Annotated in this window: 18 protein-coding genes; 7 read left to right on the forward strand and 11 right to left on the reverse strand. The window is 59.9% G+C overall.

Annotation, left to right across the window (positions count from 1 at the left end):
- Positions 1–61: 61 nt before the first annotated feature.
- Complete coding sequence (locus AC3Y64_RS04650) at positions 62–937, reverse strand: helix-turn-helix domain-containing protein (protein WP_489986601.1); 876 nt, start codon at positions 935–937, stop codon at positions 62–64.
- Between the two features lie 139 nt (positions 938–1076).
- Here AC3Y64_RS04650 and AC3Y64_RS04655 point away from each other — a divergent pair, with 139 nt between their 5' ends.
- On the forward strand, positions 1077–1979 hold the full coding sequence (locus tag AC3Y64_RS04655) for a DMT family transporter (protein WP_489986602.1): 903 nt from the start codon (positions 1077–1079) through the stop codon (positions 1977–1979).
- 19 nt (positions 1980–1998) lie between these two features.
- Here the strand turns inward: AC3Y64_RS04655 and AC3Y64_RS04660 are convergent, their stop codons facing one another.
- From AC3Y64_RS04660 to AC3Y64_RS04680, 5 genes are all read right to left on the reverse strand, one after another.
- Entirely contained in the window at positions 1999–2508 is a 510-nt protein-coding gene (locus AC3Y64_RS04660) for a DUF2165 domain-containing protein (protein ID WP_489986603.1), read from the reverse strand.
- Positions 2509–2656: 148 nt separating this feature from the next.
- Complete coding sequence (locus AC3Y64_RS04665) at positions 2657–3631, reverse strand: 2-hydroxyacid dehydrogenase (protein WP_489986604.1); 975 nt, start codon at positions 3629–3631, stop codon at positions 2657–2659.
- Between the two features lie 1156 nt (positions 3632–4787).
- Positions 4788–5249: a hypothetical protein gene (locus AC3Y64_RS04670; RefSeq protein WP_489986605.1), complete on the reverse strand. Its 462-nt coding sequence runs from the start codon at positions 5247–5249 to the stop codon at positions 4788–4790.
- Between the two features lie 248 nt (positions 5250–5497).
- Positions 5498–5866 (reverse strand): DUF6124 family protein, encoded by a 369-nt coding sequence (locus AC3Y64_RS04675; protein WP_489986606.1) that lies wholly within the window; start codon positions 5864–5866, stop codon positions 5498–5500.
- Positions 5867–6272: 406 nt separating this feature from the next.
- Positions 6273–7241: a LysR family transcriptional regulator gene (locus AC3Y64_RS04680; protein WP_489986607.1), complete on the reverse strand. Its 969-nt coding sequence runs from the start codon at positions 7239–7241 to the stop codon at positions 6273–6275.
- 181 nt (positions 7242–7422) lie between these two features.
- On the opposite strand from AC3Y64_RS04680, the gene AC3Y64_RS04685 reads away from it, so the two are divergent.
- The 4 genes from AC3Y64_RS04685 to AC3Y64_RS04700 all read left to right on the forward strand — a co-directional run bounded on the left by AC3Y64_RS04685 (position 7423) and on the right by AC3Y64_RS04700 (position 12321).
- Positions 7423–8922, forward strand: a complete 1500-nt coding sequence (locus AC3Y64_RS04685; RefSeq protein ID WP_489986608.1) for an efflux transporter outer membrane subunit — start codon at positions 7423–7425, stop codon at positions 8920–8922.
- 139 nt (positions 8923–9061) lie between these two features.
- Positions 9062–11254, forward strand: coding sequence for an FUSC family protein (locus AC3Y64_RS04690; RefSeq protein WP_489986609.1), 2193 nt, complete (start codon positions 9062–9064; stop codon positions 11252–11254).
- Positions 11244–11444 carry a DUF1656 domain-containing protein gene (locus tag AC3Y64_RS04695; RefSeq protein ID WP_007914106.1) on the forward strand — a complete coding sequence of 67 codons (201 nt, stop codon included), beginning with the start codon at positions 11244–11246 and terminating at the stop codon, positions 11442–11444. Before AC3Y64_RS04690 ends, AC3Y64_RS04695 begins: the two co-directional genes overlap by 11 nt.
- A 10-nt stretch (positions 11445–11454) precedes the next feature.
- Positions 11455–12321 carry an efflux RND transporter periplasmic adaptor subunit gene (locus AC3Y64_RS04700; protein ID WP_489986610.1) on the forward strand — a complete coding sequence of 289 codons (867 nt, stop codon included), beginning with the start codon at positions 11455–11457 and terminating at the stop codon, positions 12319–12321.
- A 132-nt stretch (positions 12322–12453) separates the two neighbouring features.
- Here the strand turns inward: AC3Y64_RS04700 and AC3Y64_RS04705 are convergent, their stop codons facing one another.
- Both AC3Y64_RS04705 and AC3Y64_RS04710 read right to left on the reverse strand, forming a co-directional pair.
- Positions 12454–12852: a DUF4440 domain-containing protein gene (locus AC3Y64_RS04705; RefSeq protein ID WP_489986611.1), complete on the reverse strand. Its 399-nt coding sequence runs from the start codon at positions 12850–12852 to the stop codon at positions 12454–12456.
- Positions 12849–14219, reverse strand: a complete 1371-nt coding sequence (locus tag AC3Y64_RS04710; RefSeq protein ID WP_489986612.1) for an MFS transporter — start codon at positions 14217–14219, stop codon at positions 12849–12851. Before AC3Y64_RS04710 ends, AC3Y64_RS04705 begins: the two co-directional genes overlap by 4 nt.
- A 110-nt stretch (positions 14220–14329) precedes the next feature.
- On the opposite strand from AC3Y64_RS04710, the gene AC3Y64_RS04715 reads away from it, so the two are divergent.
- Positions 14330–15211: a LysR family transcriptional regulator gene (locus tag AC3Y64_RS04715; protein ID WP_489986613.1), complete on the forward strand. Its 882-nt coding sequence runs from the start codon at positions 14330–14332 to the stop codon at positions 15209–15211.
- Between the two features lie 520 nt (positions 15212–15731).
- Here the strand turns inward: AC3Y64_RS04715 and AC3Y64_RS04720 are convergent.
- Both AC3Y64_RS04720 and AC3Y64_RS04725 read right to left on the reverse strand, forming a co-directional pair.
- Entirely contained in the window at positions 15732–16556 is an 825-nt protein-coding gene (locus AC3Y64_RS04720; RefSeq protein WP_489986614.1) for an SDR family oxidoreductase, read from the reverse strand.
- Positions 16557–16592: 36 nt separating this feature from the next.
- Positions 16593–17057 carry a multidrug transporter gene (locus AC3Y64_RS04725; protein WP_489986615.1) on the reverse strand — a complete coding sequence of 155 codons (465 nt, stop codon included), beginning with the start codon at positions 17055–17057 and terminating at the stop codon, positions 16593–16595.
- 171 nt (positions 17058–17228) lie between these two features.
- Here AC3Y64_RS04725 and AC3Y64_RS04730 point away from each other — a divergent pair, with 171 nt between their 5' ends.
- Entirely contained in the window at positions 17229–19952 is a 2724-nt protein-coding gene (locus tag AC3Y64_RS04730) for an RHS repeat domain-containing protein (protein WP_489986616.1), read from the forward strand.
- A 74-nt stretch (positions 19953–20026) separates the two neighbouring features.
- Here the strand turns inward: AC3Y64_RS04730 and AC3Y64_RS04735 are convergent, their stop codons facing one another.
- A complete protein-coding gene (locus AC3Y64_RS04735; RefSeq protein WP_158954830.1) occupies positions 20027–21478 on the reverse strand; it encodes a mannose-1-phosphate guanylyltransferase/mannose-6-phosphate isomerase in 1452 nt (483 codons plus the stop codon).
- Between the last annotated feature and the right edge of the window lie 41 nt (positions 21479–21519).

Consider the following 21519-nt stretch of genomic DNA (forward strand, 5'->3'; position numbering starts at 1 on the left):
GGACTTTGTGGGAGCTGGCTTGCCAGCGATGAGGTCCTGACAGACAACAGACAATCCGGCTCTAACGCAAAAACGCCTGCCGATACTCGCCCGGCGTCCCACCCAATACCTGCTTGAACCGATTGGTAAAGTGGCTCGCACTGGCAAACCCACACGCCAGCGCAATCTCCCCCAACGGCAACGCCGAGCCGCGCAACAACTCCCGCGCCCGATCCAGACGTCGCGCCAGCACATATTGATGCGGCGGCAGGCCGAAGCTCGTACGGAACATCCGCGCAAAATGGTATTCCGATAGCGCACACAGTCCGGCCAATTGACCGAGGCTGATCGGTTCGGCCAACTGACTGTCGATGAACTCCACCAATTGCCGGCGCTGATGCGGCGCCAGTCCGCCCTTTAACCGCAAGCCCTGACGCGCGCCAACCTGGCTGAGCAAGGTGTGGCTGATCAATTCGTGGGCGAGGCTGCTGGTCAGCAGGCGTTCAGCGGGTTCGTCCCAGTTCAGCGTCAGCAGTTGCCGAAAGCGCTGGGCCTGCTGCGGGTCTTCGAGAAAGGTCTGCTCGCGCAGCTGCATCTCTCGGGGTTCGCGATCAAGCAAGGTCACGCAACCGAGGGCAAATTGCTCCGCGCTGAAATACACATGAGCCAAGCGGATATCGCCATTGATCACCCAGCCCGATTCGTGATCGGCGGGCAGGATGCACAATTTGTCCGGCCCGCCCTTGTGCCCCGGTTGGCCGCGACGAAACGTGCCGGTGCCGCCGGCGATGTAGCAGGACAGTGTGTGGTGGCTGGGCGCTTCGTATTCCTGAGCGTCGTGGTGGTTGGTCCACAACGCTGCAGACAAGCCGTCACCGAGCTCGGCGCTGTGCACAAGGCGTGCGTTCGGCGAGCGGTTAAGGGCTTGAAAGACTTGCAGGCTATCGATAGCGGTCATGATCGGCTCTCTTCAACGCTTTGCATCCTACTCCGTAGACGTCGCGCTGCCAGCCTGCCGACAGACAAAAGCGCAAGAATCTGCAAGTGCGCAGGACTGCCTCAGGCACACACTCAAAACCTATTGAGGAGTGTGTGCCATGAACTTGTCGTTGTATCTGCTGACCGTACTGATCTGGGGCACCACCTGGATTGCCTTGAAATGGCAGTTGGGCGTGGTGGCGATTCCGGCCTCGATCGTCTATCGCTTCGGCCTCGCCGCGCTGGTGTTGTTTGTGTTGCTGCTGCTCAGCCGTCGACTCCAACCGATGAACCGGCGCGGTCACCTGATTTGTGTGGCGCAGGGCTTGTGCCTGTTCTGCGTGAACTTCATGTGTTTCCTGACTGCCAGCCAGTGGATCCCCAGCGGTCTGGTGGCGGTGGTGTTTTCAACCGCAACCCTGTGGAACGCGTTGAATGCCCGCGTGTTCTTTGGTCAGCGCATCGCACGCAATGTGTTGATGGGCGGCGCGTTGGGTTTGTTCGGTCTGGGCATGCTGTTCTGGCCCGAGCTGGCCGGGCATCAGGCCAGTCCGCAAACCTTGCTGGGACTGGGCTTGGCGTTGTGCGGCACCTTGTGTTTCTCGGCGGGCAACATGCTGTCGAGCCTGCAACAGAAGGCCGGCCTCAAGCCGTTGACCACCAATGCCTGGGGCATGGCGTACGGTGCGGCCATGCTCTCGGTGTGGTGTCTGGTCAAAGGCATTCCGTTCGACATGGACTGGTCGCCACGATACGTCGGCGCGCTGCTCTATCTGGTCATTCCCGGATCGGTGATCGGTTTTACCGCGTACCTGACGCTGGTCGGACGCATGGGTCCGGAACGCGCAGCGTATTGCACGGTGCTGTTCCCTGTGGTCGCGCTGAACGTCTCGGCGTTTGCCGAGGGTTATCAGTGGACGGCACCGGCGCTGTTCGGGTTGGTGCTGGTGATGCTGGGGAATGTACTGGTGTTTCGCAAACCGAGAACAGCGCTGGTGCCGCCACAAGGCAAGTTGGCTTGAGGCACGCGAGCGCTGATGTTCAGCGCTCGACTCTCAATGTGATGTAAATCATCACGGGGAATATGAAATCAACAATATGGCGTGCCCAGTCTTTTGCATTCCAGGCTTGCGAAGTGTCCATGTCAAACCATTCGACGCCAACGGTTTGCAGGCATACGTAATAGATGAAAATGGCCACCAGTATTCCCATGATCGAGAACTTCTTGGCCTCATGAAACGCTTCTGCCGAGTCGTTGATCTTGCGGTACAAGTGATAAGTTCCCATGAGACAGAGCACGGTGTAGGTGACTTCCATCGTGATGATGAACCAGTAAATCCGGTGATGCAGGTAGGGTGATTCGATCGCCCGGTACATGATGTTTTCGTTAGCGGTTGTGGTGTCCATGCTCAGGATGTGAGCGACATATACGTAGTTCGAGTTGTAGTCGAAAAAGTTATGCATCATTACCAATAAGCCAAAGAAACTGATGTAAGCCATCAATATTACTTTGCTGTAGCGGATAAGTTTGTCTGTGGTCAGGCTGTTCAAGGTTATTGCTCTCCATGGCGTTCTATCGTTAATTCGATAGTGTGCAGAGCTTATAACGCTGAAGTTTCAATGGGGCTGTTGTTGGATTTCAAGTTGTGTATTGAAGTTATAGCGGGCAAGTGCATGTTTGCACTTGCCCGTTGATGTTTTATCCGCGCCAGACCTGCGGATTGACCAGATCCTGAGGGCGTTCGCCAAGCAGAGCGCTGCGCAGGTTGGTGAGGGCGCGGTTGGCCATGGCTTCACGGGTTTCGTTCGTGGCCGAGCCGATGTGCGGTAGGGTCACGGCGTTTTTCAGTTGAAACAGCGGCGACTCGGCCAGCGGTTCTTTTTCGTACACGTCCAGGCCAGCGCCGCGAATGCGGTTGTTTTGCAGGGCTTCAATCAACGCGGGTTCATCAACGACCGGGCCACGGGAGATGTTCACCAGGATCGCGCTCGGCTTCATCAGTGCGAGTTCGCGATGGCTGATGAGGTGGCGGGTCTTGTCGCTGAGTGGCACCACCAGGCAGACGAAATCGGCTTCGGCCAGCAGTTGGTCGAGGCTGCGAAATTGTGCGCCGAGTTGTTGTTCGAGTTCGGGTTTACGGCTGTTGCCACTGTAGATAATCGGCATGTTGAAGCCGAAGTGACCACGGCGAGCGACGGCAGCGCCGATGTTGCCCATGCCGACGATGCCGAGGGTTTTGCCGTGCACGTCGCAGCCGAACAGCGGGGCGCCGACACTGGCTTGCCATTGGCCGGCCTTGGTCCATGCGTCGAGTTCGGCGACGCGGCGGGCGCTGCTCATGATCAGGGCGAAGGCGAGGTCGGCGGTGCTTTCGGTGAGGACGTCGGGGGTGTTGGTGAGCATGATCCCGCGTTGGTTGAAGTAATCGAGGTCGTAGTTGTCGTAGCCGACGGAGACGCTGGAGACCACTTCGAGTTTTGTCGCGGTTTCGAGTTGGGCCTGGCCGAGTTTGCGGCCGACGCCGATGAGGCCGTGGGCGTGGGGCAGGGCTTCGTTGAATTGGGCGTTGATGTCGCCGGTTTTTGGGTTGGGGACGATGACGTCGAATTCCTGTTGCAGGCGTTCGATCATTGGGGGGGTGATGCGGCTGAAGGCCAGGACAGTCTTTTTCATCGTTTTTGGCTCTTGTTCGGGCTTGATGCCAAGCAAGCTAACATTTTCTCGCTTTGATTGTCTTGGGGGGCTTGGCGGCCTGCGGGCCGACCATGCTTTCGGTTTTTTTGAGTGTATATCCGTTGCTTCGGGTGCTGCGGCTGGCGGTTTCGCCCTTACGGCGAGGCACTTTTTCCAGACGCCGAAAAAGTACCCAAAAAGGCTTGCTCCTACGTTCGGCCCGCTCGCTGGGGCTCGGGGTTCCTTCGCTGCGGGATCGATCCGGGGGCAGCGCCTACGGTTTGCTTCGCTGCACCTCCTCTCGCTGTGTTTGGCTGCGCCAAACGGTCGCTGCGCTCCCACCCCCGGATCAATCCCTCCACTCAGCCTTCCGACGTCGCCCTACAGATCAAGAGCGGTACTCGAGCTTGCGCTCATTGTGTTGAGTGGGGCGGCTGCGCCGCGGGGGGTGTGTAGGAGCTGCCGGAGGCTGCGATCTTTTGATCTTGATTTTGTGGGAGCTGGCTTGCCAGCGATGGCGGCCTGACAGCCGACCAAGGTCTTGCAGATTGCATAAGGTCCAATTGTAGGAGTGAGCCTGCTCGCGATAGCGGCCTGGCAGCCGACCAAGGTCTTGCAGATTGCATACGGTCCAATTGTAGGAGTGAGCCTGCTCGCGATAGCGGCCTGCCAGCCGACCATTCTCCAACTGATTGCACTCGGTCTAATTGTGGGAGCTAGCCCTGCTGGCGATAGCGGCCTGACAGCCGACCAAGGTCTTGCAGATTGCATACGGTCCAGTTGTAGGAGTGAGCCTGCTCGCGATAGCGCCCTGCCAGGCGACCATTCTCCAACTGATTGCACTCGGTCTAATTGTGGGAGCCAGCCCTGCTGGCGATGGCGGCCTGCCAGCCGACCATTCTCCAACTGATTGCACTCGGTCTAATTGTGGGAGCTAGCCCTGCTGGCGATAGCGGCCTGACAGCCAACCAAGGTCTTGCAGATTGCATACGGTCCAATTGTAGGAGTGAACCTGCTGGCGATGCCGGCCTGACAGCCGGCCATTCTCCAACACTCGCCTGTGGTCAAGACCAAAAGCTGCAACCGAGCTTGCGCTCCATCTGTGTCGAAGAAGCTGCCGAAGGCTGCGATCTTTTGATCTTGATTAACGCAGTGATTAGTCGACAATCTCGAGGCCTTGGACATCGATGTGGGCGTCGTGAACCTGATGCACTTGATCTGTATCGAAGTCTGTAAAAGTGAAGTTGAACGAAGCTTTGAGAATCCCCTTTTCGATGCTGAAGTCTTCTATATCTATAAAGCCTGCATTTTTCTCAGAGCTGTAAGTTTTTATGACCGCGTTGGTTCTCCAGGAGAACCTGAACGGACAGGGAAAATGCTCCGTACTGAATTCATGTCGACCTTTCTTTATGTTTGCATGAAATCTCAAGTCGATTTCAAAAGAACCATCTTGCGGCTTAGCGTAACTGGCTCTCAGCACCACGATCTTATTGTTGGTTACAAAGTCCGAGGGGATCCCATCGTATTCGCCGGTAATGTAGTCTTTGTTGATTTTTGCCTTGATGGTGCCCGTGCCTGATTGTTTGCGGTCATCGAGTTTCAAATCGTTAATAGACATACCTTGCTCCTTGTTGTTAATCGAGTCATGAGTTACCGATTGAACACGGGTTGTAATCGGAGAGGTACTGTCAGATTTGACAGGTTTAATAGATCAATTGGCGATTGATAGGTGTTCGATAAGTAATATAAAAAAGATTAATTCAACGCAGGGTGGTGGGAGACAGAGCTGCTCGCGAATGATGTTAGTTAGAACCTTCGATGCAGAAGGTGCTGACGCCTTCGCGAGCTGGCTCGCTTCCACGAAGGTCAGTGTTGTGGTTGGCGGGTTTCGACGTTATCCAGTACCTGATTCACCGCCAGTTCGGCCAGCATGATGATTTGCTGGATGGCCAGGATGGTGTGGCGCTGTGGTGGGTCGACGTAGGCGGCGATGTCGCTGGTCATGATGCTGGCCGAGGCGAGGGATTCGCAGGCGTGGGCCAGGAGGGTTTCGTTGTCCTGATCGGGGGTGATCTGGAACATGGTGCTGGGTTTGTGAAAGCGCAGGGTGAGTGCGTTGGGTTTGAGGTAGTGGTCGAGGGCGCGTTCGGCGGCGTCGTGGAGTTTCTTTGAACCGGGGAATTCGTAGGGTGTGATGTCGTCCGTTTCGGGCGGATTGGGTGTGACTTTGAACATGACTAAGATCCTTTTATTCAATTGGATCTGCCATCTTTCGTTTTCCAGACGATAAGGGTGGCAGCTGTACGCGGACTGGAAAAACCGGCAAAGGATCAAACCCGGCAGACCCGAAGGTCTCCCACGTACAGCCGCCATAACAAAACATCGGCGCCGAAAAAGCGCGGCATTATGTCATGTGCTGTGATCCTGCGGGTTTTCCAGACCCGGTCGCTGATTCGTCAGCGACACCCAAATCCTAGCCAGCTCACTTCCGACGGACAACCGTCAAAACCTGTCGGAAATATCCGCGAAATCCCCGTTCTGTAGGAGCTGCCGTAGGCTCGAGCCGCGTGCGGACTTAAACAAGAAGATCAAAAGATCGCAGCCTGCGGCAGCTCCTACACGGGCGTGGTGTGTTTAATAATTAGTTGGCTACTCGGGCGCCGGCGAGGCTGCCGCTCAGTTCATACGCCGCCAATTCCGCCTGATGCGCCGCCAATATTTCTGGCAACGATCCGCGCAAATACTCGACCCACGTTTTGATCTTCGCATCCAGATACTGCCGCGACGGGTAGATTGCATACAGGTTCAGCTCTTGCGAGCGGTAGTTCGGCATCACCCGCACCAGTGTGCCGCTGCGCAGGCCTTCTATCGCCGCATACACCGGCAGCACGCCCAAACCCATGCCGCTGATGATCGCGGTTTTCATCGCGTCGGCGGAGTTCACCAGGAACGGCGAGCTGTTGATGGTGACCACTTCCTGACCTTCCGGGCCGTCGAAGGCCCATTTCTCCAGCGGGATCACCGGGCTGACCAGTCGCAGGCAGGCGTGGTTGAGCAGGTCGCTGGGCTTTTGCGCGGCGCCATTGGCTTTCACGTAGGCCGGGGAGGCGCAGACGATGCTGTAGGTGATGCCCAGGCGTTGCGAGACGAAACCCGAATCGGGTAGTTCGCTGGCGAGCACGATGGACACGTCGTAACCCTCGTCGAGCAAATCCGGCACGCGGTTGGCCAGGGTCAGGTCGAAGGTCACGTCCGGGTGGGTCTTGCGGTAGCGGGCGATGGCGTCGATGACGAAGTGCTGGCCGATGCCGGTCATGGTGTGCACTTTCAGTTGTCCGGCCGGGCGCGCGTGGGCGTCGCTGGCTTCGGCTTCGGCTTCTTCGACGTAAGCGAGGATCTGCTCGCAACGCAGCAGGTAGCGTTTGCCCGCTTCGGTGAGGGCGATGCGTCGCGTGGTGCGGTTGAGCAAGCGGGTTTGCAGGTGGGCTTCCAGGTTGGAGACCGCGCGCGAGACGTTGGCGGTGGTGGTGTCGAGTTGCACGGCGGCGGCAGTGAAGCTGCCGGCCTCGGCCACGCAACTGAAGGCGCGCATGTTTTGCAAAGTGTCCATGGGGTGCTCTCAAGGGAGATGGCAAATTGTGACACGAAGTTTCAGGGGCTGAGACCCCCGACCAAGGGATTATCTCGTTAACCGTAACAAAGATTCACAGAAATCCCAGCTTATCGCCGTTCAGGGCGTTCCCTAGAATTGCGCCCACCTCGCTTTCTACCCTTCTCAGGAATTCGCAGCTGTGCCGCGTCGCATCAACAGAGCGCTTTTGCCGCTCAGTGTTCTGGCTTTTACCCTGGGTCTCAGCGGCTGCATCTCAACTGACGGAATTGCCCCGCAGGGCAAGGCGTTGGAGGCCAATTCACTGGCCACCGATGACGCCATCGCCCACGCTGCCCGTGACGCCAACTGGCCCACCGCGCAATGGTGGCAAGCCTACGGTGACCCGCAACTGAATCGCTGGATCGACCTCGCCGTGCAGGGCAGCCCGAGTATGGCCATGGCCGCCGCGCGGGTGCGTCAGGCCAAAGCCTTGGCCGGTGTTGCCGAGGCGGCGGAGTCTTTACAGATCAATGGCGAATCGACGCTCAAACGGCACAACTGGCCGACCGATCAGTTCTACGGCCCGGGCGACCTGGCCAACACCACCACGTGGGACAACAACGCCGCGCTCGGTTTCAGCTACGCCCTCGACCTTTGGGGCCGCGAAAGCAATAGCAGCGAGCGCGCGGTGGATCTGGCGCACATGAGCGCGGCCGAAGCGCGATTGGCGCAGCTGGAATTGCAGAACAACATCGTCCGCACCTACATCGAACTGTCACTGCATTACGCCCAGCGCGATATCGTCGCGGCGACGCTCAAGCAGCAACAGCAGATTCTCGATCTGGCGCAGAAACGCTTGAACGGCGGGATCGGTACGCATTTCGAAGTCAGCCAGGCCGAGACGCCGTTGCCGGAAACCCATCGGCAAATCGATGCGCTGGACGAAGAAATTGCCCTCAGTCGTAATCAATTGGCAGCGTTGGCCGGTAAAGGGCCGGGCGAGGGCGCGCAGTTGCAACGCCCGACCCTGTCCCTCGGCGCTGCGCTGAAGCTGCCGTCGGCGTTGCCGGCCGAATTGCTCGGCCAGCGTCCGGATGTGGTCGCCAGTCGCTGGCAGGTCGCGGCGCAGGCGCGCGGGATCAACGTGGCGCACGCCGGGTTTTATCCCAATGTCGATCTGGTCGGCAGCCTCGGTTACATGGCCACCGGCGGTGGCGCGCTGGAGTTTTTGACCGGCAAGAAACTCAACTACAACGTCGGTCCGGCGATCTCGCTGCCGATCTTCGACGGCGGTCGTTTGCGTTCGGAGCTGGGTGAAGCCTCCGCCGGTTACGACATCGCCGTGGCGCACTACAACCAGACGCTGGTGAATGCGCTGAAGAACATTTCCGATCAGTTGATCCGCCGCGAGTCGATGGACAAGCAACAGGGCTTCGCTGCCGAATCCGTGGCCACAGCGCAGAAGACTTACGACATCGCGATGATCGCTTACCAGCGCGGCCTCACCGATTACCTCAACGTGCTCAATGCGCAGACGTTGCTGTTCAAGCAACAGCAAGTGCAGCAGCAGGTGCAGGCGGCGCGGTTGAGTGCGCATGCCGAATTGGTGACTGCGTTGGGTGGTGGCCTCGGTGCCGGTAACGATGTGCCGACCTCTGAACAGACCGCAGCCCCGAAAACCCCGGCGCTCCTGCGTTGAACACACAACCTGTGGGAGCGCGCTTGCTCGCGAAAGCGGGTGTGTCAGGTGGCATTCAAGTTGGCAGACACACCGCTATCGCTAGCAGGGCTAGCTCCCACAGGTTTCGATTGCAGATTGAACTCTTGAGCACAATTTAATGACTCCCTTGCCCGCACCTCTGCGCTGGCTCTACTCCCTGGAATGGCGCCGGGGTTTTTTCGACTGGGCGCGCAGCGATGGCGTGACCTGGGTCTATATCTTCAAGGTGCTGCTCGCCGCGTTCCTCACGCTGTGGCTGGCCATGCGCCTGGAATTGCCGCAGCCGCGCACGGCGATGATCACCGTGTTCATCGTCATGCAGCCGCAGAGCGGTCAGGTGTTCGCCAAGAGTTTCTATCGCTTCCTCGGCACGTTGGCCGGTTCGGCGATGATGGTCACGCTGATCGCGTTGTTCGCGCAAAACACTGAACTGTTCTTGGGTTCGTTGGCGATCTGGGTTGGCATCTGCTCGGCGGGTGCCGCGCGCTGCCGCAACTTCCGCGCTTACGGTTTTGTCCTCGCCGGTTATACGGCGGCAATGGTCGGTTTACCGGCACTGGCACACCCGGACGGCGCGTTCATGGCTGCGGTGTGGCGGGTGCTGGAGATCTCGCTGGGGATTCTCTGCTCAACCCTGATCAGCGCCGCGATCCTCCCGCAAACCGCCAGCGCGGCGATGCGCAACGCCTTGTATCAGCGCTTCGGCGTGTTCGCATTGTTTGTCACCGATGGCCTGCGCGGGCGCAGCAAGGCCGACGCTTTCGAGGCAAGCAACGTGCGTTTTATCGCCGAAGCGGTGGGGCTGGAAGGCTTGCGCAGCGTGACCGTTTTCGAAGACCCGCACATGCGTCGGCGCAACGGTCGGCTCAGTCGTTTGAACAGCGAATTCATGGGCATCACCACACGCTTCAACGCCTTGCATCAATTGCTTGAACGCCTGCGCGTCAACGGCGAAGAGCACGTCGTCGCGGCAATCAGACCGGGCCTGCAAGATCTCGCCGAAGTGCTCGACGGCTTCAGCGGTCGTGCCCTCACCAGCCCCGATGCTGCACGCTTGGCGACAGCGCTGGCGAGCTACAAGGAAGGCCTTCCGGCACGCGTGCGAACCTTGCGCGGGATCTTTCAGGACACCGACCCGAGCGAAGCCGAGCAACTGGATTTCCACACCGCGTACGAACTGCTTTATCGCTTCGTCGACGACCTGCACAGTTATGCACAGACTCACGCCTCGCTGGCCGATCACCGCCACGAACGCGAGCGCTGGGACGAGCCGTTCACCCCACAAACCAACTGGTGGGCAGCAGCGGCATCGGGGATTCGCGCCTCGTTCATTCTGGTTGTGCTGGGCAGTTATTGGGTCGCGACCGCGTGGCCAAGTGGCGCGACGATGACCCTGATCGCCGCCGCCACCGTGGGCCTTTCGGCGGCCACACCGAACCCGAAACGCATGGCATTTCAGATGGCTTGCGGGACCTTCCTCGGTGCGCTGATCGGCTTCGTCGAGATGTTTTTCATCTTCCCGTGGATCGACGGTTTTCCACTGCTGTGCGTGATGCTCGCGCCGGTGATCGTGTTGGGCTCGTTCCTCACGTCGCGCCCGCAATACGCCGGTGTCGGCCTCGGTTTGCTGATCTTCTTCAGTACCGGTTCAGTGCCGGACAACCTGACGATCTACAACCCCTACACTTTCATCAACGACTACATCGCGATGGTCATGGGCATGCTCGTTTGCGCGGCGGCCGGGGCGATTATTTTGCCGCCGAACAGCCGCTGGTTATGGAAACGCCTTGAGCAGGATCTGCGCGGGCAAGTGGTCTACGCGATCAGCGGCAAACTCAAAGGTCTGGCCTCAAGCTTCGAAAGCCGCACCCGCGATTTGCTGCATCAGGCCTACGGTCTCGCTGCCGGTGAACCGAAGGTGCAGAAGAACCTGCTGCGCTGGATGTTCGTGGTGCTGGAAGTCGGCCACGCGATCATCGAGTTGCGCAAGGAACAGGCGATCCTGCCGGTGCACCCGGCCTATGCCGAATCGCAGCCGTGGCGGCAGGCAATCCGCGTGATGGGCCGTGCGCTGGTGCGCCTGTTTTTGCAGCCGAACGCGAGCAATCTGGAGCGCGCACTGGTGGCGGTCGATCACGCGATCAGTCGCGTGGCGGCGACCGACGAGCCATTCGCGCCGCACTTCGATACCTCCGCATTGCGCCGGGTGAAAAGTTATCTGCACTTCATCCGCACCTCGCTGCTCGACCCGCAATCACCGCTCGCCGCGTTCGTCCCCGCCAAGCCCGAAGGACTTGCCCATGCCTCGTGAAATCGCCTTCCACGGCGTGTACATGCCGACCATGACTTTGATGTTTTTCATCGCAGCGGCATTGGCCTGGGCGGTGGACAGGTTCTTGTCCGGCTTCGATCTGTATCGCTTTTTCTGGCACCCGGCGCTGCTGCGTCTGAGTCTGTTTACTTGTCTGTTCGGCGCCATGGCGCTGACTGTCTACCGTTGAGAACGTCCCGATGAAAAAGTTTTTCAGCCTGCTCGCGACCCTGCTGGTGCTGGCCCTGGCGTTGTGGATCGGCCGCACGTTATGGGAGCACTACATGAACACGCCGTGGACCCGCGACGGCCGTGTGCGCGCCGACATCATCAACGTCGCCGCCGACGTTACCGGCGAAGTGATCGACGTGCCGGTGCGCGACAACCAGTTAGTGAAGAAGGGCGACTTGCTCATGCAGATCGACCCGGAGCACTACCGCATCGCGGTGAAACAGGCGCAGTCGCTGGTCGCTTCGCGCAAGTCGACGTGGGAGATGCGCAAGGTCAACGCCCATCGCCGCGCCGATCTGGACAACCTGGTCATCTCCAAGGAAAACCGCGACGACGCCAGCAACATCGCCGACGCCGCGCTCGCCGATTACCAGCACGCACAGGCGCAACTGGAAGCCGCCGAACTCAACCTCAAACGCACCGAAGTGCGCGCCGCCGTCGACGGTTATGTGACCAACCTCAACGTGCATCGCGGTGACTACGCGCGCATCGGCGAGGCGAAAATGGCCGTGGTCGACATGAACTCATTCTGGGTTTACGGCTTTTTCGAAGAGACCAAACTGCCCCACGTGAAAGTCGGTGATAGAGCCGACATGCAACTGATGAGCGGCGAAGTGCTCAAGGGCCATGTGGAAAGCATCTCCCGTGGCATCTACGATCGCGACAACCCGGAAAGCCGCGAGCTGATTGCCGATGTGAACCCGACGTTCAACTGGGTGCGCTTGGCGCAGCGAGTGCCGGTGCGGATTCATATTGATGAAGTGCCGGAGGGCGTGTTGCTGGCGGCGGGGATTACTTGCACGGTGGTGGTGAAGCAAGATTCCGTGGACAACTGATGAACCGCGTCGTCTGCATCGCGAGCAGGCTCACTCCTACACTGGATCTGCGTCACACCGAAGATCACCTGTAGGAGTGAGCCTGCTCGCGATAAGGGCAACTCGGTGTATCAGCCCAATACCGGTAATCAATCACTCAGCACAAAACGTCTCCTGCAGATGCCGCCAGATCACCCGCCCGGATTCGGTCTGTTCAAACACCACCGTCGCCCGCCGATCCGAATGCAGCCCGCTCGCGTCGGTCTGCCGCTCGCGGTAACTGACCGTCGCACCGTGCTCATGCCATGCAATCCCGTGGAGTTCACTGAGCTCAATCCTGAAGCCGTTTTTCTTGCCCCCAGCCATCCCGAACAGCGCCGCCAGCGCGTCAAAATCCAAGACCCGGCCCAGCGGCGAAACCATCGAAAACGCTGGCGAAAAGCGGCTCAACAATTGCCTCAATGCAGCGTCATTTTCCTCCACGGCAAACCATCGCTCGATGGCTTCGTGGGCCTGAATCACTTCTTCAAAATAGGCGGCGTAATCGCTCATGCGGATGTTTCCTCAAGGGGGGATGGGTTCAGCAGCGCGAGCACAGTGGTCGAATCAAAGCGCAGAACACTGGCCATCGGGATCAGCGTGAGCAGCGCGGCAGCAGCAAAACAGGCGTGGAATGCGTGGCCGCCGAGGGCGCCCAGCAGTGAACTGAGCAGTGCCGCACCGAGGCAAAAACCGAGCTGGCGATTGATGTTCCACAGGGCGCTGGAGTGGCCCATTTTTTCCGCGGGTATGCCGACGAAGGCCAGGGTCTGCGCGGTGACGCTGCACAGGCTGCCGCCCAGGCCCATCATTGCGTAGGCGAGAATCAGCGGCGTGCTGGCGGGTTGTTCGATGCGCATCAGCAGGACGATGCCGATGCATTGCAGGAGCAGGCCGACGCTCAGCAATGGCTTGGGGCCGAGGCGATTGAAACTGCGTTTGCCGAGCATGATCGCCACGCCAGAACCGGCGGCCCACGGCAGCATCAGCGCACCGATTGGTGCGGCGCCGACGCCGAGGTTATGCAGGTACAACACGGCAATCATGTGGGTGCCGGTGAACACGCCCGGCACGCACAGGTAGATCAGCATTGCCAAGCGCAGTGAGGGATTCTTGATCAGTTGCAGATCGAGTATGGCGCCGGGTTTACGCCAGCCATCGCGCAAGTAGAAACACAACGTGAGAGCGCCGAGTATCAGGACAACCGCGCCGATCATTCGGCTGTCGGCGGCGCTCAGCAGACTGACGGCGATCAGCAACAGACTCAGGGCCGACGCCGCCAGCAACAGGCCACGGGCGTCCAGGGTCGGGCGCTCATGATTGGGCTGATCGGGTTTCAGCCAGAACGCACCGAGCGCGAAAGCCAGTAACGCGACCGGTAGATTCAGATAGAAAATCCAGCGCCACGACAACGCCTGCACAATCTGTCCACCGGCGGCCGGCGACAGTGCCGGCACCAGCAGCGCCACCAGCAACACCACGCCGGTAAAATGCGCGCGCTGCGACGGCGGAAACTGCCGATAAGCCAACGCCTGTCCGATCGGCAGCAGCAACCCGCCACCCAGCCCCTGCAGCAGTCGCCAGCCGATCAGGCTTTCAATCGATCCGGCCTGCGCCACCAGTGCCGAGCCAATGCCGAACAACAGCAATGAAGCGAGGATCAGCCGGCGCTCGCCCACCCGTGTCGCCAGCCACACGCTCAGCGGAATCACCAGCGTCAGGCCGAGCATGTAGGCGTTGGTGATCCACGCCAGTTGCGTCACCGAGGCGTGTAATTGCTGAGCAATGTCCGGGTAGGCAATGCTGGCGACAAACATGTTGAGCAGGTCGAGGGCGAAACCCAGCAGATACACGAGCGCGACTTTCGAGCGATAAGCCATGGCAACTTCCCTGTGATGAGACGTGCAGGGTAGGGCGCTTTTAGCCATAGGAAAACGCTGGTTTGGCTGCTAGTTTGTCAAAATTATTTTGACAAGGAGCGCCGCTGAGTATGGTCAGCCTGGACCGTTTTGACACATTCAAAGCCGTGGTCGAGGCCGGTTCGTTGACCGCTGCCGCCGAAACGCTGGGCCAGACGCGCGCGGTGGTGAGCTTCAATCTCAAGCGCCTGGAGGAAGAGCTGGGGGTGACCTTGCTCACCCGCAACACGCGGCAACTGGCGCTGACCGATGCGGGCGAACGATTTTATCGACGCTGTCTGCGCACCTTGGACGAAGCACGGCTGGCGATCGAAGAAGCGCGTTCGGAGCATTCGCAACTCAAGGGCACGCTGCGCATCACCACCACCGTGGAGTTTGCCTTGGCTCAGGTGGTGCCGGCGCTGGAGGTGTTTCGCCAGCAGCAGCCACAGCTGAATATTCATCTGTCGACGTCTTCGACCCATGCCGATCTGATCTCCGAACGGTTCGACATGGCGATTCGTCTTGGGCGCATGCACGACTCCAATTTGCGGGCGGTGCAGTTGTCGACATTCGAAGTGTTTGCGGTGGCTGCGCCTGGGTTGATCGAACGCTTCGCACCAGTGGCCACGTTGGCAACGCTGGAGTCGATGCCGACGCTAGGGCATGGCCGAGTGCCCGAGATGACCGTCACTGATCCGCACGGACTGGAGCATGTCTACCAGCCGAAACCGGGAACCACCGCCATCGTCGCGGACAACTCGGCGACCTTGCGGGCGTTTGCGTTGACCGGACAGGGCGTGGCGATTCTGCCGCAATGGCTGATCCAGGAGGATCTGGATGCCGGGCGATTAACGCGTTTGCTGGCGGATCATCGCTTTGCGCAGCAAGGGGTGTACGCGTTGTACCCGGACACCCGGCATCTGCCGCTGAAAGTGCGGGCGTTTATTGATTTCATGAAAGGTTGGGGCTGAATTCCGTGTTGTATGTTCTGGCCCCATCGCCAGCAGGGCTGGCTCCCACAGGGGAGCGAAGTCGTTCACAAAACCCTGTGGGAGCTAGCCCTGCTAGCGATCGGGGCGACGCGGTTTCAGAGCTGCCCGCGCAACTCAAACCGCTTCCACAGAGGAGCGATGTCGTTAACAAATCCCTGTGGGAGCTAGCCCTGCTAGCGATCGGGTCGACGCGGTTTCAGAGCTGCCCGCGCAACTCAAACCGCTTTCACAGAGGAGCGATGTCGTTCACAGATCCCTGTGGGAGCTAGCCCTGCTAGCGATCGGGTCGACGCGGTCTCAGAGCTGCCCGCGCAACTCAAACCGCTCCCACAGAGGAGCGATGTCGTTCACAAAACCCTGTGGGAGCTAGCCCTGCTAGCGATCGGGGCGACGCGGTTTCAGAGCTGCCCGCGCAACTCAAACCGCTTCCACAGCGGAGCGATGTCGTTAACAAATCCCTGTGGGAGCTAGCCCTGCTAGCGATCGGGTCGATGCGGTTTCAGAGCTGCCCGCGCAAGCCGAACCGCTTCATCAACGTCGATTCCAGCAAACCTTTGGGCAACAACGCCGCCAGCAACGGCAACGCGCGGCTGCCATTGCCGATGCGGACCAGCCGTGGCGGTTTGCTCTGCTGCACAGCCTTGAGCAACTCAGCAGCAAACTCGCTGGCCGGCGTCGGTTTGTCCTGTGAGGCCTTGGCTCGGGCGCGGATCCCTTCGCGCAGCGGAAACCACGGCGATTGTTCGTTGATCAGCTGCTCGGCTTCATGGCCGGCGTTTTTGGCGAAGCTCGATTGAATCGCCCCCGGCTGGACTTCCAGCACGCGAATGCCGAAGGGCGCCAGCTCCATGCGCAAGGCATCGCTCAACGCATGTACCGCGGCTTTTGAAGCGCAGTAAGCACCGGCAAACGGCGTGACCAAAACACCGGACACGCTGCCGATATTCACCACCAGTCCCTTGGCCCGGCGCAGCACCGGAAACAACGCGCGAGTGACTCCGACAATCGAAAATACGTTGGTTTCGAACTGGCGCTGCATGGCCGGCACGCCGCCGTCGAGCAGCGGACCCATGGCCCCGTAACCGGCATTGTTGATCAACACATCGAGGCCGCCGTGTTGCTGGTTGATTCGCTCAGCGAGTTGCTCCAGCGCGGCGCCGTCATTGACGTCCAGTTGCACGGCGGTGAATCCGGCAGCGCCGAGGGCGGCGACGTCTTCGCTCTTGCGCGCACTGGCCCAGACTTCGTAACCGGCGGATTTGAACGCATCGGCGAGGGCGCGGCCGATGCCGCTGGAACAACCGGTAATCAACGCAACGGGCATGGCGCATTCCTTGTGCAGCAATTTGGGGGAAGAGGATCAGTCGGAGAAACTACCTTGCAAGCGTTCGGCGCGAAACTCCAGGGTTTGCGGGCGATAGCCGGGACGCAGCGGTGGCAGCGGCAAACAATCTTCCCAGTTGCCACCGGCCTGCAGTTCGCCCGGGCCACGATAACGCGGCGCGGTGTATTGATTGTCGGCCAGATTGACCGTGTCGCCGGGCGCATAGGCCGCAATGCGCCAGCGCAGTTCGGTCAGCGGCACGCTGTTGCCGTTGTTCATCTTCAATTGCAACGGGCGATCGGCCGGGCACTGCTGGGGCGCATAGCTGATGCGCAGCTCAAGGCGCGCCAGTTGTTTGATCTCGCGGTTGTCCAGCCACACCACCCACATGGCGACCAGACCCAGGCCAATCGCAGCCGCCACCGACACCGGCAAGGCCTTGGCCGGATAGCGCAGCAGCAAAACGAGCCAGGTGATGACCAGCAAAACGCCGATGAACATAGGGGAACGCTCCTTGAGTTCGTGGCTTCCATCCTACCGAAGGGCCACGCGAATGGACATTCGCCTGGTCACGCAATGCACCGTTGGTCGGAACTGTAATTTCTGACAGTAGGCACCCGTTCTGGCGCCTGCTCAGATAGCCAAAGGCCAAAAAAGGATTCGGGCACCCCCATGGGTACGCACAGCAAAACGCCGACACTGGCGGTCATCGACCCGCGTGGTCTGGAGATCCGAACGGTGAGCTACTGGCGTGCCGATGATGGCGCGCCGGCGCAGTCGCGCATCAGCCGTACTTTGCAAGACGCCGCCGGGCGCGCAGTGCAGCAATGGGATCCGCGCCTGTGGCGACTGCAAGCGGCGGATCCGCTGGCGCCGGCCAGTCTGACCACGGTATATGCGTTGAGCGGGCAGGTATTGCGTTCGGACAGCACCGATGCCGGCATGCAGATCGACTTGTTTGGCCCCGGCAGCCAGAGGCTATCGGGATGGGATAGCCGTGGCACCCGCTATGAGGCTGAATTCGACGGTTTGCTGCGCCCGCTGGCGAAGTTCGAAGCCGGCGATGGCGAACCTCGACGTTGTGCCGAGCGCTTTCTTTACGGCCAACCGGATCACGCCGAGCCGCAGCGCAATCAGCTCGGTCAGTTGATCCGCCACGACGATCCGGCCGGTAGTGTGCTGTTCGAGCAGTTTGCGATCACCGGGCAATGCCTTGAAAACACCCGGCATTTCACTCTGGATGCGGTCAGTCCCGACTGGCCATTGCCGATCGAGGAGCGCGCGCGTCAGCTCGAACCCGGGTCGGGTGCGACCACGCAATGGCGCTATGCGCCGCTCGGGCCGCTGCTCGAACAACTCGATGCGAAGGGGCACCGGCAAACCTTTGTCATGACCCTGGAGGGGTGCTTGCGCAGCGCCGCTTTGCAATTGCAGCATCAGGCCACGTCGCAGATGCTGGTCAGTGACATTCATTACAACGCTGAAGGTCGGGTCGAGTACGAAATTGCCGGCAATCGCGTCAGCTCGACGTTGCGCTATAGCGCGCAGGATGGTCGGCTGCTGGCGCGCCGGGCTATCAATGAGCGGGGCGTGGCGTTGCAGCATCTGCTTTATCAATACGATCCCATGGGCAATATCCTCAGTATCGAAGACCAGGCATTGCCGGTGCGTCATTTTGCCAACCAGCGTATCGAGCCGATCAGTCGTTTTCGCTACGACAGCCTTTATCAGTTGAGCGAAGCGAGTGGCTGGGAGGCGGGTGAGCAGGGGGACGCGGCGCCGGCCAATTATCGTCAGCACTACCGCTACGACGACAGCGGCAACTTGCTCAAGCTGAGCCACGTTGGCGCCCAAGCGCCCGGGCATGATCTGCACGCTGCGCGCTATAGCAATCGTTGCCTGCCCTGGCGCAACGGCGTGCCGCCCGGTGAAACCGAAATCGCTGCGGCGTTCGATGCTCGAGGTAATTTGCGCGAGCTGGCAGCGGGCCGGTCGCTGGCGTGGAATTTGCGCAATCAGTTGCAATCGATCACCCCGGTGCAGCGGGATGACGGCTTGAGTGATCAGGAAGTGTATGGCTACGACGGCCAAGGCCTGCGTGTGCGCAAGATTCGCGCGTTGCAGACCGGCGCGCGAACGGTCGTCGCACAGGTGCGCTATCTGCCCGGACTGGAGCTGCGCAGCGACAGCGGCACGGGCGAGGAGCGGCAGGTTATCGTCGTTGCGGCCGGACTCAATAGCGTTCGGGTCATCCATTGGGACAGTCCGCCACCGTCCGGGGTCAACGATCAGTTCCGCTATCACTTCAGCGATCATCTGGGCTCGGTGGGGCTTGAACTGGCCAAAGATGGCCGGATCATCAGTCGGGAAGCCTTCTACCCGTTTGGCGCAACGGCATGGCATCAAGCGTCCGAGGTCAGCTACCGAACCATTCGCTACAGTGGCAAGGAACGCGATGCGACGGGGCTGTATGACTATGGCTATCGCTATTACATTCCATGGCTGCAGCGCTGGCTGAACCCTGATCCCGCGGGGGCGATCGACGGGCCTAATCGCTATCGTGCGATGCGCAACAATCCGCTGTTTTACCGCGATCCCGATGGACTCAATAACGGCCCGAAACATGAAGACCGGACGTATCAGGATCTGGCGGACAACGGCTTCGTAAATGCCTTCCAGGCGAATGGCATGCAGCCCGTGCGCAATTTTTTTGCCGATGACCCGGACCAACGAGTCCAGGCTTATCGTCAAGCCATCCCCGAAGAGGTGGAAGTACTGGGTCGCCACAGTAATTCGCCGTTCAACACGCATCAGGCGCATGTGCGTGCCGCCGCCAGAACCCAGACATCGCCGCCCTCCGGGCCAGTGTTGTATCACGCAGGTGAGGTGCTTTCCTCCGTCATGAACACGGCGCTGGGCGCGAGTATCACCAGCCAGATCATGGGCCCCCTGTCGGTCGCGTTCAACAGCCCGGTCGAAGACCCGCAAGTTCTTACGCAGCGGCGCGGCGCGGTGGCCTCAACATTCCAGCACGGAGGCAGACTGTTGATGGCTACCAAAAATCCGGCGGTGCAAGTGGTTGGTGCAATGAGTGTCGCGATGGGCAACATGATGGACATTTCGGAAACCCAGACGCGGATTCAGTATCGACAGTTGACGATGCCGTCCGCGCCCGTCGCGCCGATGTCGAGTGCACCGGAGAGCACCGTGCGCAACGTCGGCTCAATGGCAGTCGCTAATCAAACCTCATTGTTTGCATCGACCTCGCAAGCGCCAAGCCCTTTGGCGCAGAGATTGTTTCTTGCGGGCTTCGGGCAGCCATCGACCGACGTTATCCACAGTGACTTCACCGACGCTTTCGAAAGCCGTCCACGTCGAGGCTCAAATGCCGGGTAGAAAAAAGCCCCCACCCAACCCGCTGCGGATAGGGGACGCAGTGGGCTGGACGGGGGCTTCTTATTGCAGATCGATCACTGCGCGATGGTTTTCACCGAGACGCCGCGTTCGATCGGGGTGGAGCGGCCGTAGATATCTTCGAAGCGTTCGATATCGTCTTCACCCAGGTACGAGCCCGACTGAACTTCGATGATTTCCAGCGGGATCTTGCCCGGGTTGCGCAGGCGATGCACCGAGGCGATCGGGATGTAGGTCGACTGGTTTTCGCAGAGCAGGAACACGTTTTCATCGCAGGTTACTTCAGCGGTGCCGCTGACCACGATCCAGTGTTCGGCGCGGTGGTGGTGCATCTGCAACGACAGGCACGCGCCCGGTTTCACCGAGATGTGCTTGACCTGGAAACGCCCGCCCATGTCCACCGAATCGTACGAACCCCACGGACGATAGACTTCGCAGTGGTTCTGGGTTTCGCTGCGGCCCTGCTCGTTGAGCGTGTTGACCATCTGCTTGACGCCCTGAACCGAGTCCTTGTGGGCAATCATCATGGCGTCTTTGGTTTCGACCACGACGATGTTTTCCAGACCGATCACCGACACCAGTTTGCCGTTGCCGTGGATCATACAGTTCTTGCTGTCCTGAATGACCACGTCGCCTTTGCTGACGTTGCCATTGGCGTCTTTCTCGTTGACTTCCCACAGCGACGACCAGCAACCGACATCGCTCCAGCCTGCGGTCAGCGGCACTACGCAGGCACGCTGGGTTTTTTCCATCACGGAATAGTCGATGGAGTTGTCCGGGCAGCAGGCGAAGGTGGCTTCGTCGAAGGTCACGGTGTCGTTGTCCTGCTCGCTGCGCTCAAGGGTCAGCAGGCAGGTGTCGTAGATGTCCGGATCGTGCTTTTTCAGCTCTTCGAGGAAGCGGCTGGCGCGGAACAGGAACATGCCGCTGTTCCAGTAGTAACCGCCGGACGCAACGTACTCGGTAGCGCGTTTGACGTCAGGTTTTTCGACGAAGTGCGAGACACGGCTAACGCCTTCGGGCAGCAGCGAATCGCCGGTGGACTTGATGTAGCCGTAACCGGTTTCCGGTTTGGTCGCCGGCACGCCGAAAAGGACCATTTCGCCGTTTTCGGCAGCGACAGTGGCGAGGGCGAGGGCGCGTTGCAGGGCTTTCTGATCTTCGAGGACGTGGTCGGCCGGCAGCACCAGCATCAACTCGTCACGGCCTTCATTGACCAGCATCATCGCGGTCAGCGCCACGGCGGGCGCGGTGTTGCGACCGAACGGTTCCATCAGGATGCGCTGGCATTCCAGATTGCGGTTGGCCAACTGCTCGTTGACGATGAAGCGGTGATCCTTGTTGCAGACCACGATCGGGGTGTCCATGCCTTCGAACACCAGGCGTTCGAGGGTCTGCTGGAACAGTGTGTGTTCGCCGGTCAGGGCGAGGAATTGCTTAGGGAACTGCTTACGCGAAAGCGGCCAAAGACGTGAACCGCTACCACCTGACAAGATCACCGGAATCATATTGTTTACTCCATAAAATGCAGTTGAGAGCTGCAAGCTGC

It is taken from the genome of Pseudomonas sp. 4CAES_32.4, from assembly GCF_058136335.1.